We start from the raw sequence: 14,583 nt of genomic DNA on the forward strand, positions 1-14,583 counted from the left end.
GGCTGCCGGGTTGGGCGCCTTCGGCGCCTGACGAACACACACCGCCTCTGGCTTAGGAGCGGGTCCCGCCGGCGGCGTCGGGCCTTGGGTATGTCCGTTGCGGTTCCCCTTGGCGACGCCGCCAGCGGGACCCGAAGCGCCAGCGACGGTGTGTGTTCGTCCTGCGCCGAAGGCGCCCACGTGCCCGGTTAGCATCGTCTGGTGCCTTTGCCTGGGGAGATCGTTGACTTCACCTCGCCGCCGGCTCCGCCTGGGTCTGACCCTTGGGTGGATGGGGCGGTGCCGGAGACCGGCATCTCGCTGGCGTCGTACGACGACGGGTGGCCGGGTGACTTCGAGAGGCTTGCCGCGCGGATTCGTACGGCTCTCGGGTGGCGGGCGTTGCAGGTCGAGCATGTCGGGTCGACGTCCGTGGTGGGTCTGCCTGCGAAGGCGATCATCGACGTGGACCTGATCGTGGCCGACCCGGCCGCGGAGGGGGCCTACCTGCCGGCGCTCGTGGGTGCCGGGTTCGTGCTGCGAGTGCGTGAGCCGTGGGCGTGGGAGCACCGGATGCTGCGGCACGAGGCACCGCGCTGCAACCTGCACGTGTTCGGGCCGGCGGCGCCGGAACCGGTGCGGCACCGGTTGTTCCGGGACTGGCTTCGGGGCAATCCGGACGACCTCGCGCTGTACCGCGACGCCAAGGTCGAGGCCGCGGAGGCGGCGAACGCCGCGGGGGAGCACACCATGCAGTACAACGCGCGGAAGCAGGCGGTGATCCGGGAGATCTACGACCGGGCGTTCCGGGCGGCGGGCCTGCTGGACGCCTGACGGACCCGTGGCGTCTGGTCACGCCGGCTCCTGAGACAATCACGGGGTGAGCGACAACAGCCCGGTGAGCACCGACGTCCTCGTCGTCGGCGCCGGACCGGCCGGATCGGCCGCGGCCGCCTGGGCAGCACGTGGGGGCGCCGACGTGCTGCTCGCTGATGCGGCGATCTTCCCGCGCGACAAGACCTGCGGCGACGGGCTGACGCCCCGCGCGATCGGCGAGCTGGACCGGCTCGGGCTGCGCGACTGGGTGCGCTCGCACACCGTCAACCAGGGTCTGCGGGCGCACGGCTTCGGCCAGACCCTGCACCTGCCTTGGCCGGGCGGGAACCTTCCCGACTGGGGGAGCGCGGTGCCCCGGACCGAGCTCGACGACCACCTGCGCACGACGGCCCTGAAGGCCGGTGCCACCGCTCTGGACGGCGCCCGCGCGGTCGACGTACGGATGGAGGGCGACCGCGTTGCTGCGGTCGTCTTCAAGGACGGTCGGGAAGTCGCCTGCAAGCGCCTGGTCGTCGCCGACGGCGTCCGGTCCCCGCTGGGGAAGGTGCTGGGCCGCGAATGGCACCGCGACACGGTCTACGGCGTTGCTGGCCGCGCCTACGTCACGTCGACCCGGGCCGACGACCCGTGGATCAGCTCGCACCTCGAGCTGCGTGGCGAGCAGGACGAGATCCTGTCCGGCTACGGCTGGATCTTCCCGCTCGGCAAGGAGAGCGGCGAGGTCAACCTCGGCGCCGGCACCCTGGCGACGGCGAAGCGTCCGACCGACGTGGCGATCAAGCCCTTGATGAAGCTGTACGCCGACCGGCTCCGTCAGGAGTTCGGACTCGGCGAGGAGCTGCGGGCGCCGACGTCGGCCCTGCTCCCGATGGGCGGCGCGGTCTCGAACGTCGCCGGGCGCAACTGGGCGCTGATCGGCGACGCCGCCGCGTGCGTCAACCCGCTCAACGGTGAGGGCATCGACTACGGCCTCGAGACCGGCCGGGTGATCGCCGACCTGCTGTCCGACACGCCCGACATCGATCTCGGTCAGGCATGGCCCGCCCTGCTGCGCGAGCACTACGGCGAGTCCTTCTCGATCGCCCGCCGGCTCGCGGGCCTGGTGACCGTTCCGCGGCTGCTCCCGGCCCTGGGGCCCATCGGGATGCGTTCGGACCTGATGATGACCCTGGCGCTGCGCTGGATGGGCAACCTGGTGACCGACGAGGACCGCGATCGCTCCGCGCGCGTGTGGCGCTGGGCCGGTCGTCGTTCGCTCGCCCGCGACGCCCGCCCCCCCTTCAGCTGACGCGCGCGGTGACCAACGCCGAGCCGGCGATGGCTAGGGTGGTGGACATGGGTCAGCGGGTGCAGCGGTTGGCGGCCTACGCCGTGATCATCCGTGACGACCAGATCCTGCTCTCGCGGCTGGCGGAGAAGGTGACGACCAAGGAGCTGTGGTCGCTGCCCGGTGGCGGCGTCGACCACGGCGAGGACCCGCGTGACGCGGTGGTCCGCGAGGTCTACGAGGAGACCGGGTTGCGGGCCGAGGTCGACCTCACCGCGCACGTCTTCTCCCTGCACGTCGCCGACTCGTGGCGCCGCGGTCGCCGCGTCGACGCGCACTCGGTGCGGATCGTCTACGAAGGCTGGGTGCCCGCGGACTCGCCGAAGCCCCGGGTGACCGAGGTCGACGGATCGACCGCCGACGCGGCCTGGAAGCCGATCGCGGACGTGCTCGACGGCACGGTGCCGACGGTCGGGCTCGTCACCGACGCCCTGGCGTCGTACCGGATCCGGCAGCGGCAGCGCGCGGCTGCCTACGCGTACGTCGTCCGCGACGCGGCCATCCTGTTGACCCGGACCTCCGACCTGGCGCCCGATCCGGGGACCTGGCACCTGCCCGGGGGCGGCATCGACCACGGCGAGACGCCGATGGACACGGTCCGCCGCGAGCTGTGGGAGGAGTGTGGGCTCGAGGGTGAGGTCACCGACCTGCTGACGGTGCTCGACCACCACTTCACGGGTACGGCGCCCAACGGGCGCGCCGAGGACTTCCACGCGATCGGGATCATCTACCGCGCCACGGTCGGGGCCGGCGAGCCTCGCGTCGTCGAGGAGGACGGTACGACGGACGCGGTGGCCTGGGTGCCGCTGGCCGACATCGACGCGGGCAAGCTGAAGGTGTACGGGTCGGTGCGCGCCGCGATCGCTGCGGCGGGCGATACCGTGGCTGGGTGAGCGAAACAGTCTTCACCTACGCCGCACCGGCACTGAAGTTCGGGCGCGGCGCTGCCGCCGAGATCGGGTACGACGTCCGCGGCTGGGGCGCGAAGCGGGTCCTGCTGGTGACTGATCCGGGGGTCGCCGCTGCCGGGCATCCGGACACCGTGGCGGAGTCGCTGCGCGGTCACGGCCTCGAGGTGATCGTGTTCGACCGCGCCCGGGTCGAGCCCACGGACGTGTCGCTGGAGGAGGCGGTGGCGTTCGCGCGCGCCGAGGGACCGTTCGACGCGGTCGTGGCGGTGGGTGGCGGGTCCGCCATCGACACCGCGAAGGCGGTCGCACTGCTCGTGACCAACCCGGGCGAGCTGATGGACTACGTCAACGCGCCGGTCGGCAAGGCCCGCGCACCCGAGCAGCCGGTCCTGCCGTTGGTGGCCGTGCCCACGACCACCGGCACGGGCAGCGAGTCCACCACGATCTGCGTGATGGACGTGCTGGCGCTGAAGGTGAAGACCGGGATCAGCCACGCGGCGCTGCGGCCGCGGCTCGCGGTCGTGGACCCGACCTTCTCCGCGACGCAACCGGCCGGCGTCGTCGCGGCCGCGGGGATGGACATCCTGTGCCACGCGCTGGAGAGCTACACCGCCCGCTGGTACGGCGACTTCGAGGCCAAGCGACCCGAGCAGCGGGTGCCCTACTGCGGGTCCAACCCGATCGCGGACCTGTGGTCGGAACGAGCGCTGGGCCTGTTGGCCACGGCGTTCCGTGCCGCCGTACGACGGGATCTCGAGGGTGCCGACGCGGCGGACGCTGCCGACCAGATGGCCCTCGCGGCGACCTTCGCGGGGCTGGGGTTCGGCAACGCCGGTGTCCACATCCCGCACGCGAACGCCTATCCGATCGCTGGTCGGGTGCGGGACTTCCACCCGGTGGGCTACCCCGACCACGAGCCGATGGTGCCGCACGGGATGGCGGTGTCCCTGACCGCACCAGAGGCCTTCCGGTTCACGTTCGACGCAGCCCCGGAGCGGCACCTGCGCGCGGCTCGACTGCTCGACCCGGCGGCCCAGGGGAACGGTCCGGAGGTGCTCCCCGCGGTGCTCGCCCGCCTGATGCAGGACATCGGGATCCCCAACGGCCTGGCCGAGGTGGGCTACGGCGAGGGCGACGTCGACAACCTGGTGGACGGAGCCCTGCAGCAGCAACGCCTGCTCGCGACCGCTCCGAAGGACGTCACCGGCGACGACCTGGCCGGCATCATCCGGTCTTCCCTGTCGCACTGGTGAGGCTGTGCGCGGCTCGCCCCTCTACGATCGGTGGGTGAACCCGCGCCACCGTCGACTCATCATTCCGGCCGCGCTGGTGATCCTGCTGCTGATCGTGGTGCTGGCGGCGTTGTGAGCAGCTCGACCGAGTCCCTCGAGGACGGGCTGGCCCGCGTCGCGCAGGACCTGCTCGCCGAGGACCGCCTGGTCCGTGCGGTCGGTTCGGGTCGCCGTCGTACGGCGGTGCCGCCGTGGCGCCGTGTCGAGCTCCGCTGGGTCGACCTCAAGGCGGGCCGCCACCTCCAGATCGTGCGGTACGACGCCACACAGGCCCACACGGCGAACCACCTCGCCGGCGAGGCCGCCCACGAGGCCGTCACCGAGCTGCTTGCGGAGCCGTTCGGCAACTGGACCGTCGAGACCACCGAGCACGCGCTCTCGTTGCGGGTGACGAAGAAGGGTGACGCCGCGCTGCACGTGCGGGCGTCGACAGGCTCTGCCTCCGGCGAGGAGACGGCGCCAGACCGCAGCCACGACCGCGCCAAGGAGCGGATGCTGCCGGCCGACGACCCGGTGTTCGCGGCGCTCGGGATGACCGACGGGCAGGGCCGGATCAAGCCCAGCCGGATGGCGAAGTACCGCCAGGTCGAGGACTTCCTGCGGATCCTGGACCGATCGGTTGCCGACGCCCGCGCGAAGGGACACCTGCGCGAGCCGACCGAGGAGCGGCCCCTCCACGTCGTCGACCTCGGCTGCGGCAACGGCTACCTCACCTTCGCTGCGCACCGGATGCTGTCGGGCCGCAGTGGGCTGCCGGTGCGCCTCACCGGCGTGGACGTGAAGGAGCAGTCCCGCGACCACAACGCATCGGTCGCAGCGAAGCTCGGGATCGACGCCGAGTTCGTGGCCGGCACCATCGGGGGCGCTGCGCTCGCGACACCGCCCGACGTCGTACTGGCTCTGCACGCTTGCGACACGGCCACCGACGACGCCCTGGCCCGTGCGGTCGCGTGGGAGGCGCCACTGGTGCTCGCCGCGCCGTGCTGTCACCACGACATCGCGTCCCAGCTCCGTCGTACGCCTGCACCGGCGCCGTACTCCGCGCTGGTGCGCGACGGCATCCTGCGGGAGCGGTTCGCCGACACCCTCACCGACGCCCTGCGCTCCCTGCTCCTGCGCCAGCAGGGCTACCGCGTCGACGTGATGGAGTTCGTCGACAGCCAGCACACCCCGCGCAACACCCTGCTGCGAGCGGTCCGCACCGGCGACGTGACCGACACCGGCCCCGCCGTCGAGGAGTACGACGCCCTGGTGGCCACCTGGGCGATCCGGCCGCGCCTCGGCGAGCTCCTCGGGCACGCGCCCGCACCCGAGGCGTGACGCGGATGGAGAAGTTGCTGCTCCTCCTGCTGCCGGTGCCCTTCGTGATCGGCTTCATGGCTCCGGGCGCGGCGAGTGAACCGGTGCCCGGGACGGTCGTGTTCAGCTACACCGATCCCGAGATCGTCGAGTCGAGCGGGCTCGTTGCTCGCGACGGCCTGGTGGTCACGGTCAACGACTCGGGCGACAGCAACCGGATCTTCACCGTCGACCCGGCCACCGGCGACACCGTCGGCGTCACCCGCTGGCAGGGCGATGCCCGCGACATCGAGGCGATCGCACCGGCCGGCGACGGCGAGGTCTACGTCGGCGACATCGGCGACAACGCGGCGACGCGCGAGGAGATCGAGATCGCGCGGGTGCCCTTCGGTCGCGGCAACCAGGACGTCGACGCGGCGACCTACGACCTGGTCTATCCCGACGGTCCGCACGACGCGGAGACGCTGCTGGTGCACCCCAAGACCGGGCAGGTGTTCGTGGTGGCCAAGGAGTTCATCGGCCGGATCTATGCGGCGCCGAACGACCTGGACGAGAAGGGGCTCAACGAGCTGGCTGCGGTCGACGAGGTGCTCGGCACCGCCACCGACGGAGCGTTCTTCCCCGACGGTGAGCACCTGGTGCTGCGCAACTACGGACAGGCCGCTGTGTACACGTGGCCCGACCTCGACCGGGTCGCCACGGTGGACCTGCCGGCTCAGCAGCAGGGCGAAGGGATCGCGGTCAGCGAGTCCGGCGAGGTGCTGATCGGGTCCGAGGGCGTGAACTCCGAGGTGCTCCGGGTCGACTTGCCGACCGATGAGTCGGCCGCCCCCACACCCGGCGCGTCGAACGAGGGCGTCCCCGTGACGGCCGCCGACGACCGTTCCCTGTGGCCGTGGGCACTTGGTGGCGTCGCCGGCCTCGCCGTCATCGTGGTGCTGATCCGATCGCTGAGGCCGCGACCATGACCGAGCACGTGTTCACGGCGTCCCTGTGGCGCTGGGCCGCGAAGGACGAGGAGAAGAGCGGTGCCTGGTTCTTCGTCAGCCTGCCCTTCGACGCCTTCGACGCGCTCGAGGCGGAAGCCGTGCCGGGCAAGGGGTTCGGGAGCGTGAAGGTCGAGGTGACGATCGGGTCCAGTACCTGGCAGACCTCGGTGTTCCCGAGCGTCGAGGAGAAGACCTACGTGCTGCCGATCAAGAAGGCGGTGCGTACGGCCGAGGGCCTCGACGAGGGCGGCTCCTGCGAGGTCCGGCTGCGCGCCGTCTGACTGAGGCCAGCGGGGCACTTGAATGGTGGGCACCGTTCGTCAAGCCGCGCTTGGGCCAGTACGCCGTCGGGATGGCCGACACGGGTGGCCATGACTGGAGCCGAACCCGACATTGGTGGGGTACGCCCTCGTTGAGGGCCAACGCGAACGCCCTCAACTCGATACGACCGAGGGGCCTACAAGCTGGCGTGCTGGTGGTGCCCTCGGTCGGCTCGCCGGCTGCGGGCGCCGCGAACCTCCATGACGAGGATGGCGATCACGCCGAGCACGAGCGCGCCAGCGGCCCACAGCAGTCCTTCGAGCGCGGCGAGGTCGCACTCCCCACCGAACTCGGGTCCGCTGCACTGGGTTGCCTCGAAGTGGGCGATTCCGATGCCGAAGGCGATGAACATGGCGACGGCGAGTGCGCAGAGGTAGAGACTGGCGCGCGCCCATGCCGTGAGGCCCCGCCCGGTCAAGGTTCTCGGCGCCGAGGCGGCTGCCATGTGGGGCGATCGCGTTGACCGGAGGAAGGAGGGTGTGAGCAGTACCAGCGCAACGAGGCCCAGCACGACCTCGAACTGGAGGAGTTCGCCCTCGTAGGTGGTCCAGAAGAATCGGAACCCGTCGTCCGAAGCCCCGATCGCGACGATCGTGGCGTCGAGAACCGCCAATGCGCCGCCCAGGACGCGGCGGGCGATCGCGTCGCCCAAGGCTGTGTAGAGCGCACCCGAAGCCAGAAGCAGGGCCACGAGCAGTCCCACGCCTGAGGTGTTCGTGCCGTAGCCCGTGGTGTCGTCGAACAGGATGAAACCGCCGGCGCGGAGCGTGACGAGGCTCGCCGAGAGGAGGACCAGGGTGAGAGCGACGCTCATGCCGCGCGACCATTGGTGCGAGCCCATGTCGGCCAGTGTCGCCCCTCCGCACGGCGCGTGGACAACAATCGATCGCATTCGTCGCCAGTTCGGCTGAATCCCGCGGTGGTCGGGCGTTCCGCTTCGACAGCGGCAATGAGCGCGGATCCGAGTCGGGACGGTCCAGACCGCGAGAGACACGAACGACACGCGTTCGGACCGCTGAGAGGTGCCGTTCGTGTCACTCGCCCTGATCCGGCGCCGCGAGCGGTCATCGGTGTGAGCGGGCTGCCTGCGACCCCGCTGGTGGGCGGGGTGCGGGGCGGGGGAGCTATTTCTCGGGGTCCGGTGAGGCGGGTGGGTCGAGGGCTCTCGTGCCTTCGGGTCCGACGAGGAAGTGTCGATTGTTCGGGCTGGTCCACAGGTAGTACCCGGGCAGGACGATGAGGTAGCGCCACCGGGAGAAGGTCTTTGCGCGGTGGTGTCGTCTGCAGAGCGGGACGAGGTTGCAGGGACACGTGGATCCGCCCTGGCCGTGGGGTTGTGCATGGTCGAGGTCGCAGCGCGTGGCTTGCTTCGGGCAGCCGGGGAACCGGCATTGGTGGTCGCGGAGCTCGACTCTGCGGCGGATGCGGTCGGGGATCTCGTACGAATCGACCGGGACGCAGTCGGCGAGGTCGATGACCGGGCGGACGATCACGGTGGTGTCGCGTGCGCGGAGCCATTCCTTGATCTGCGCCGTGGACACCGGGACCTGCTTGTCGGCCCACCGCCCCACCGGATTCGCGACCGGGTTCGGGTCGGGCTTCACGAACGGGTTCTCGGACTCGTTGCCTGTCTCGTCGTCGTTGAGGGTGGTGTCGGTGATGTGGACGTTGAGGACGACCTTGCGGNTTCGGGTCGGGCTTCACGAACGGGTTCTCGGACTCGTTGCCTGTCTCGTCGTCGTTGAGGGTGGTGTCGGTGATGTGGACGTTGAGGACGACCTTGCGGCCCGGTGACTGCGCGATGACTTCACCGGTTTCTTCGTCGGCGAAGAGCAGGTCCAGGGACAGGTCCTGGCGGGCGAGGTCGCCGGCCGACTTGGAGCGGCGCACATCGAAGGAGTCGGTGTCACCCAGCTTGCCTCGGACGATCGCGCGGCGGGTGAGGGCCTGGTCGAGGTCGTGGGCATCGGCGCCGTCCATCAGGCTGTGGGACTCGACCTGGCCGNTCACCCAGCTTGCCTCGGACGATCGCGCGGCGGGTGAGGGCCTGGTCGAGGTCGTGGGCATCGGCGCCGTCCATCAGGCTGTGGGACTCGACCTGGCCGTTGGAGTCGATGTCGTCGAAGTCGAAGTGCCGCCGGTCGGCTGCGGCTTGGCGCTCTTGCTCGGCACGTTCGGGATCGAACCGCAGGATGGCCTCAGTCACGAGGCGGTCGAGCTGTGCCCAACCCACCCCACCAACCGCGGCGAGCTGGCGGTCCACGAACCCAGCCGCCTCAGCATTCAACGACCGGGTCAGGTCAGCGATGCGTTCGGCACGCCACGGCGCCAACCTGCCCTCGACCACGGACTTGTAGATGTTGGGGAGCCGCCAGGCGCACTCGATGATCCGTCCGACGTAGGCACGTCCCCCGTCAGGTGAGCGGCCCAGTACGGCGATGAGTTCCATCAGGTGGAATTCCGAGACCAGCGGTGCACCGTCACCCGCGATCGGGACACCGGTGTCGATGACANGGCGCCAACCTGCCCTCGACCACGGACTTGTAGATGTTGGGGAGCCGCCAGGCGCACTCGATGATCCGTCCGACGTAGGCACGTCCCCCGTCAGGTGAGCGGCCGAGCACGGCGATGAGTTCCATCAGGTGGAACTCCGACACCAGCGGTGCACCGTCGCCGGCGATCGGGACACCGGTGTCGATGACACCGTCGATGATGGTCGCGGCCTGCTCCGGGGTGGTGACGGTGTGCTGGTCGGCCCAGGTCACCAGGTCGGTCCAATCCTCGACCAGTGACTCCTCGCGTGCCTTCACGCGACCGCTGAGCCGGGACAGCAGCGTGCCGGCCGGGCGGCTCTCGTGCCGTCCGGTCAGGTTGTTGCTGTTCCCCTGGCCCATACCTGTATTGGATCATGAGGTGGCGACACAACCACGGCCCGGAAACCCGCCTGTGGACAGGGGAAAGTCGTCTGCGCACCTGTGGACAGTTGATGGTCTCGAGACGGTTGCTGCGCAACCTCCTCGACCAACGGGGCGTCTCGATACGCGGCTCGCTGGCGCTCCCCGCTACTCGACGACCTTCGCTGCGTGTCGGGGTGACGTGGCAGTCTCGGCACATGGAGATCGAGGTCGTCGAGGGTGACATCGCCCAGCAGCAGGTCGATGCGGTCGTCAACGCCGCCAACAACCGGATGCGCGGGGGTGGCGGGGTGGACGGAGCCATCCATGCCGCGGGCGGCCCCGAGGTCCTCGCCGACTGCATCCGCCGGTTCCCTGATGGCCTGGCCACCGGCGACGCGGGGTGGACGACTGCCGGCGCAATGCCCGCGCAGTGGGTGATCCACGTGGTCGGGCCGAACCGCAACGCCGGCCAGACCGACCGGTCCCTCCTCACGTCCTGCTACCGCCGGGCGCTCGAGGTCGCCGACGAGCTCGGGGCGCGTTCTGTCGCCTTCCCGTTGATCAGCGCCGGCGTCTACGGCTGGCCCAAGGAGGACGCCGTGGACGCGGCCTTGGAGACCCTGCGCGGCACCCCCACGCAGGTGGAAAAGGCAACACTCGTGGCGTTCGGGAGGTCGTCGTACGACCTGATCGTGAGCCGCCTCTGACGGTCGGACCCGGGACAAGGTCCCGATTCTGGTGACCGATCGTCACTCCTGAGTGGTCGGCGTCGTTGTTCAGCTACCGAACCCCCGGTACCGCTGAAAGGAGACGACCATGCCGTTCGAGCTCACCTCCGCGTTCCTCCTGATGGTCCTCGCGTGCTTCTGCGCCGTCTCGCTCATGCGGCCCGCTGCGCGGGTCCAGGTGGCCGGTCCGGACGTCGAGGAGTGGCGCTCCGCCGCCCTCGAGCACTTCCACCAGCACAAGGTCCTCGAGCGCACCGTCGCCGAGGTCCTCGCGACGCCCGGCGCCGTCTCCGGCCGGGCCCGCACCGAGCTGACCGCGGCTGTCGGCCTGAGGGTCGACACCTTCGCCTGACTCCCAAAACGACTGCAGGTCATCTCCGCGTGGGGGAGATGACCTGCAGTCGTTTTTCAGCGCTGCGACATCTGCTGCGTCAGAGCTGGCCCACGACGTGGTCGATGGACTTCGTCAGCAGCTCGATGTCGGTCGGGTCGATCGCGGGGTACATCGCGATGCGCAGCTGGTTGCGGCCCAGCTTGCGGTACGGCTCGGTGTCCACGATGCCGTTGGCGCGCAGCGCCTTGGCGATCGCGGCCGCGTCGATGGCGTCGTCGAAGTCGATGGTGCCGATCACGAGCGAGCGGTCCTCCGCCTTGGCGACGTACGGCGTCGTGTACGACGTCTTCTCGGCCCAGCCGTAGAGCGCGTCCGAGGACGCCGTGGTCCGCTCGACCATGCCCTTGAGGCTGCCGTTGGCGTTCATCCAGTCCAGCTGCTCGGCCATCAGGAAGAAGGTCGCGATGGACGGGGTGTTGTAGGTCTGGTTGAGGCGCGAGTTCTCGACCGCGGTCTGCAGGTCGAAGAACGCCGGGATGAATCGACCCGAGGCCTTGATCTCCTCGACGCGGGCAAGCGCCTTCGGCGACATGATCGCGAACCAGATGCCGCCGTCCGAGGCGAAGCACTTCTGGGGCGCGAAGTAGTAGACGTCGACCTCGGTCAGGTCGACCGGCAGGCCGCCCGCGCCCGACGTGGCGTCGATCAGGACCAGTGCGTCGTCGGCGATGCCCGCGGGGCGGATGACCGGCGCCATGACGGCCGTCGAGGTCTCGTTGTGGGCCCAGCCGTAGACGTCGATGCCCTCTTCGGCGACCGAGACGGGACGCGAACCCGGGTCGGCCTTGATGATCGACGGCGCCTGGAGCCACGGTGCGTCCGCAGCTGCCTTGGCGAACTTCGAGGAGAACTCACCGAAGGTCAGGTGCTGCGACTTCTCGCGGATCAGGCCGAACGTGGCGATGTCCCAGAACGCGGTCGCGCCGCCGTTGCCGAACACCACCTCGTAGCCCTCGGGCAGGTCGAAGAAGGTGCCGAGGCCGTCCCGCACGCGGCCGACGGTGTTCTTCACGGCCGCCTGGCGGTGCGAGGTGCCCATCAGGGACGTGCCGGTCGCGGCGAGGGCGTCGAGGGCGCCGGGGGCGACCTTCGAGGGGCCGGCGCCGAAGCGGCCGTCCACAGGCTTGATGTCGGCAGGGATCACGATCGCGTCAGTCACGGGTTCAACCTTCTCATCGAAGTGAGCGGAGGGGCAGGCTGACGACGCTGTCAGAGATGAAACCAGTGTGACAGCCGCATCACATCGGTGATAAATCGTTAAGCCTCATGGACCACGAACTCGAGTTGCGCCCGGTCGCCTACGACCATCCCGATGCCATCGCACTGGTCGCGCGGGTCCAGCTCGAGTACGCCGAGCGTTACGGCTCACCGGACGGCGGACACGCGGACCCTCGAGAGTTCGACGCCCCGGACGGCCTCTTCCTCGTCGGGTACGACGACCGCCAGACGCCGGTCGTGACCGGCGCCTGGCGGCGATCCCCCGAGCAGGCCCTCGGCGGCACCAGCGCAGTGGAGCTGAAACGGATGTACGTCGTCCCCGAGGCCCGCGGCCGCGGCTTCGCCCGACGCATCCTCGCCGAGCTGGAGCGGACCGCCTCCGCAGCCGGTGCCGACGTCGTCGTGCTCGGGACCGGGCTGATGCAACCGGAGGCGATCGCGCTCTACCTCAGCGCGGGCTACGTCGAGATCCCGGTGTTCGGGTTCTACGCCGGCCACGAGCTGGCCCGGTCCTACGGCAAGCGGCTCACGTGACGTCACGGCGTCGTACCAGGGCCAGGCTGAGGAGCATGGCGAGCACGATGTAGACGGCCACCGTGATCGCTGCCCGGTCGGCCGGGACGGTGTCGAGGACACCCGGCGTCCCGTCACCGGACTCGACGCCCACGATCGAACCGATCAGCGACCCGGCCGACGTGCCGGGCAGCACCTCGGTGAGGTTCTCCACCCAGCCGAGGAGCTGGCCGACGCCGCGCAGCAGGTTCTCGACCACCAGGGCCCAGACCAGGCCGAGGCCGACGGACAGTGCCGGGCCGCGGGCCACCGTGCCGAGCGCGAAGCCGAGCACGGCCCACATCTCCAGGACCAGGAAGCCGGCACCGAACGCCTCGGCCACCGAGCCGAAGGACGGCATCACGACGTCCTGCGACTCGCTGGCGGTGATCACCAGCGAGATCCCCAGGTCGAAGCCGAGCGTCACCACGAGGGTGCCCACGACGATGACCGTGAGCGCAGTGACCGAGCCGATCACGGCCGGGCCGCGGCGCACGCCCTGGGAGAACAGCGTCTTCCAGGTGCCCCAGCCGTAGCCGTTGCCGGCGACGAGCGCTCCGAGCACCATCATCAGCGCTCCACCGAACATCGGCATGCCCTGCAGGAAGACATCGGGTACGGCGTCCGGCAGCATCCGCGCGAGCTGCTCGGCCTGCGTGGTGCCCTCGTCGGCGAACCCGGGGTCGCCGCTCGTGTAGGACAGGTAGGTGAACAGGTAGCCGAACATCAGGCTCAGGGCGAGCCAGGCGCCCAACGTGATCCACACGGCGGGCCAGGCGCGCAGGCGCATCAGCTCCGCACGGGTGCTGTGCAGGGTCGCCGTCAGCAGGCCCGTCGGTGCGGGCCGGGCGGTCGTGGTCGTCGTACTCATGACACGTGCTCCTTGGCAGTGGTGGTGCTGGACGTCATCTCGAAGAAGACCTCTTCGAGGCTGCGCTCGGCAGCGGTGATCTCGTGGACGTCGGCGCCGGCGGTGACGAGCGCGCGGACCACGTCGGGTGCCCGGTCGGGGGAGAGGCTGAGCAGCAGTGCTCCGTCGTCGGTACGACGCACGCCGTCGTCGCCGGCGAGGCGCATGGCGACGGCCAGGGCGTCGGCCTCCGGCGTGGCCCGGACCCGCAGTGAGATGCCGCCGCGGAGGTCGGCGACGGTGGACTCCCGAAGGAGGCGCCCGCCGTTGATGACGCCGACCCGGTGGCAGATCTCCTGCACCTCGGCCAGCAGGTGGCTGGAGAGCAGGACGGTCTGGCCCCCGCGGGCGAGCTCGACGATGAGGGCCCGCATGTCGGCCATGCCGGCCGGGTCGAGGCCGTTGGTCGGCTCGTCGAGGATGATCAGCTCGGGGTTGCCCATCAGGGCGGCCGCGACGCCGAGGCGCTGCTTCATGCCCAGTGAGTAGCCCTTGAACCTGTCCTCGCCTCGGTCGACCAGGTCGACCCGCTCGAGGACCCGCTCGACCTCGGTCTCGTCGAAGCCGCGCTGGCGGGCCAGCACGCGCAGGTTGCCGCGGCCGGACAGGTAGGGGTAGAAGCCGGGGCCCTCGATCAGGGCGCCCACGGACGTCGAGCCGTGGGGCTTGTCGGAGGGGCGGCCCAGGATGGTGGCCGATCCGGACGTGGGCCGGATCAGGCCCAGCATCATCCGCAGCGTGGTCGTCTTGCCGGCCCCGTTCGGGCCCAGGAAGCCGTAGACCTCGCCGCGCTGCACGGTCATGCTGACGCCGTCGACGGCGAGTCGGTCGCCGTACCGCTTGGTCAGCGCTTCGGTGGTGACCACCGGGTCAAGGTTCTGGTCCATGGCTCCCAGCCTGCGGTGTGGAAGCCGTCCGCGCGTCCGCTG

The 14,583-nt window shown here is 70.3% G+C and carries 14 protein-coding genes; 10 read left to right on the forward strand and 4 right to left on the reverse strand.

The window, feature by feature from the left end:
* Positions 1–279: 279 nt before the first annotated feature.
* From ASD84_RS15685 to ASD84_RS15715, 7 genes are all read left to right on the forward strand, one after another.
* Positions 280–813 carry a GrpB family protein gene (locus ASD84_RS15685; protein ID WP_200954611.1) on the forward strand — a complete coding sequence of 178 codons (534 nt, stop codon included), beginning with the start codon at positions 280–282 and terminating at the stop codon, positions 811–813.
* A 46-nt stretch (positions 814–859) separates the two neighbouring features.
* A complete protein-coding gene (locus tag ASD84_RS15690; RefSeq protein ID WP_056712487.1) occupies positions 860–2,104 on the forward strand; it encodes a geranylgeranyl reductase family protein in 1,245 nt (414 codons plus the stop codon).
* Positions 2,105–2,151: 47 nt separating this feature from the next.
* A complete protein-coding gene (locus ASD84_RS15695) occupies positions 2,152–3,036 on the forward strand; it encodes an NUDIX domain-containing protein (RefSeq protein ID WP_235531141.1) in 885 nt (294 codons plus the stop codon).
* The gene (locus tag ASD84_RS15700) at positions 3,033–4,307 is read left to right on the forward strand and encodes a hydroxyacid-oxoacid transhydrogenase (RefSeq protein ID WP_056712489.1); all 1,275 of its coding nucleotides are present in this window, start codon (positions 3,033–3,035) and stop codon (positions 4,305–4,307) included. Before ASD84_RS15695 ends, ASD84_RS15700 begins: the two co-directional genes overlap by 4 nt.
* 111 nt (positions 4,308–4,418) lie before the next feature.
* On the forward strand, positions 4,419–5,666 hold the full coding sequence (locus ASD84_RS15705; protein ID WP_056712490.1) for a class I SAM-dependent methyltransferase: 1,248 nt from the start codon (positions 4,419–4,421) through the stop codon (positions 5,664–5,666).
* A 5-nt stretch (positions 5,667–5,671) separates the two neighbouring features.
* Positions 5,672–6,613 carry a hypothetical protein gene (locus tag ASD84_RS15710; protein ID WP_056712492.1) on the forward strand — a complete coding sequence of 314 codons (942 nt, stop codon included), beginning with the start codon at positions 5,672–5,674 and terminating at the stop codon, positions 6,611–6,613.
* The gene (locus ASD84_RS15715) at positions 6,610–6,915 is read left to right on the forward strand and encodes a DUF1905 domain-containing protein (protein ID WP_056712495.1); all 306 of its coding nucleotides are present in this window, start codon (positions 6,610–6,612) and stop codon (positions 6,913–6,915) included. The genes ASD84_RS15710 and ASD84_RS15715 overlap by 4 nt, the downstream gene beginning before the upstream one ends.
* Positions 6,916–7,091: 176 nt before the next feature.
* Here the strand turns inward: ASD84_RS15715 and ASD84_RS15720 are convergent, their stop codons facing one another.
* Entirely contained in the window at positions 7,092–7,769 is a 678-nt protein-coding gene (locus tag ASD84_RS15720; protein ID WP_056712496.1) for a hypothetical protein, read from the reverse strand.
* Between the two features lie 2,298 nt (positions 7,770–10,067).
* Here ASD84_RS15720 and ASD84_RS15745 point away from each other — a divergent pair.
* Together ASD84_RS15745 and ASD84_RS15750 are read left to right on the forward strand one after the other, a co-directional pair.
* Positions 10,068–10,559, forward strand: coding sequence for an O-acetyl-ADP-ribose deacetylase (locus ASD84_RS15745; protein ID WP_056712507.1), 492 nt, complete (start codon positions 10,068–10,070; stop codon positions 10,557–10,559).
* 109 nt (positions 10,560–10,668) lie between these two features.
* Positions 10,669–10,932: a hypothetical protein gene (locus tag ASD84_RS15750; RefSeq protein ID WP_056712509.1), complete on the forward strand. Its 264-nt coding sequence runs from the start codon at positions 10,669–10,671 to the stop codon at positions 10,930–10,932.
* Between the two features lie 79 nt (positions 10,933–11,011).
* On the opposite strand, the gene serC is transcribed toward ASD84_RS15750, so the two are convergent.
* Positions 11,012–12,133, reverse strand: a complete 1,122-nt coding sequence (serC, locus tag ASD84_RS15755; RefSeq protein ID WP_056712511.1) for a phosphoserine transaminase — start codon at positions 12,131–12,133, stop codon at positions 11,012–11,014.
* 107 nt (positions 12,134–12,240) lie between these two features.
* Here serC and ASD84_RS15760 point away from each other — a divergent pair, with 107 nt between their 5' ends.
* The gene (locus tag ASD84_RS15760; RefSeq protein ID WP_056712516.1) at positions 12,241–12,726 is read left to right on the forward strand and encodes a GNAT family N-acetyltransferase; all 486 of its coding nucleotides are present in this window, start codon (positions 12,241–12,243) and stop codon (positions 12,724–12,726) included.
* On the opposite strand, the gene ASD84_RS15765 is transcribed toward ASD84_RS15760, so the two are convergent.
* Positions 12,719–13,615 carry an ABC transporter permease subunit gene (locus tag ASD84_RS15765; protein WP_056712518.1) on the reverse strand — a complete coding sequence of 299 codons (897 nt, stop codon included), beginning with the start codon at positions 13,613–13,615 and terminating at the stop codon, positions 12,719–12,721. The genes ASD84_RS15760 and ASD84_RS15765 overlap by 8 nt on opposite strands.
* Positions 13,612–14,541 (reverse strand): ABC transporter ATP-binding protein, encoded by a 930-nt coding sequence (locus tag ASD84_RS15770; RefSeq protein WP_056712521.1) that lies wholly within the window; start codon positions 14,539–14,541, stop codon positions 13,612–13,614. The genes ASD84_RS15765 and ASD84_RS15770 overlap by 4 nt, the downstream gene beginning before the upstream one ends.
* Between the last annotated feature and the right edge of the window lie 42 nt (positions 14,542–14,583).

The sequence above is a fragment of the Nocardioides sp. Root682 genome (assembly GCF_001427795.1).
Classification (GTDB): Bacteria; Actinomycetota; Actinomycetes; order Propionibacteriales; family Nocardioidaceae; genus Nocardioides.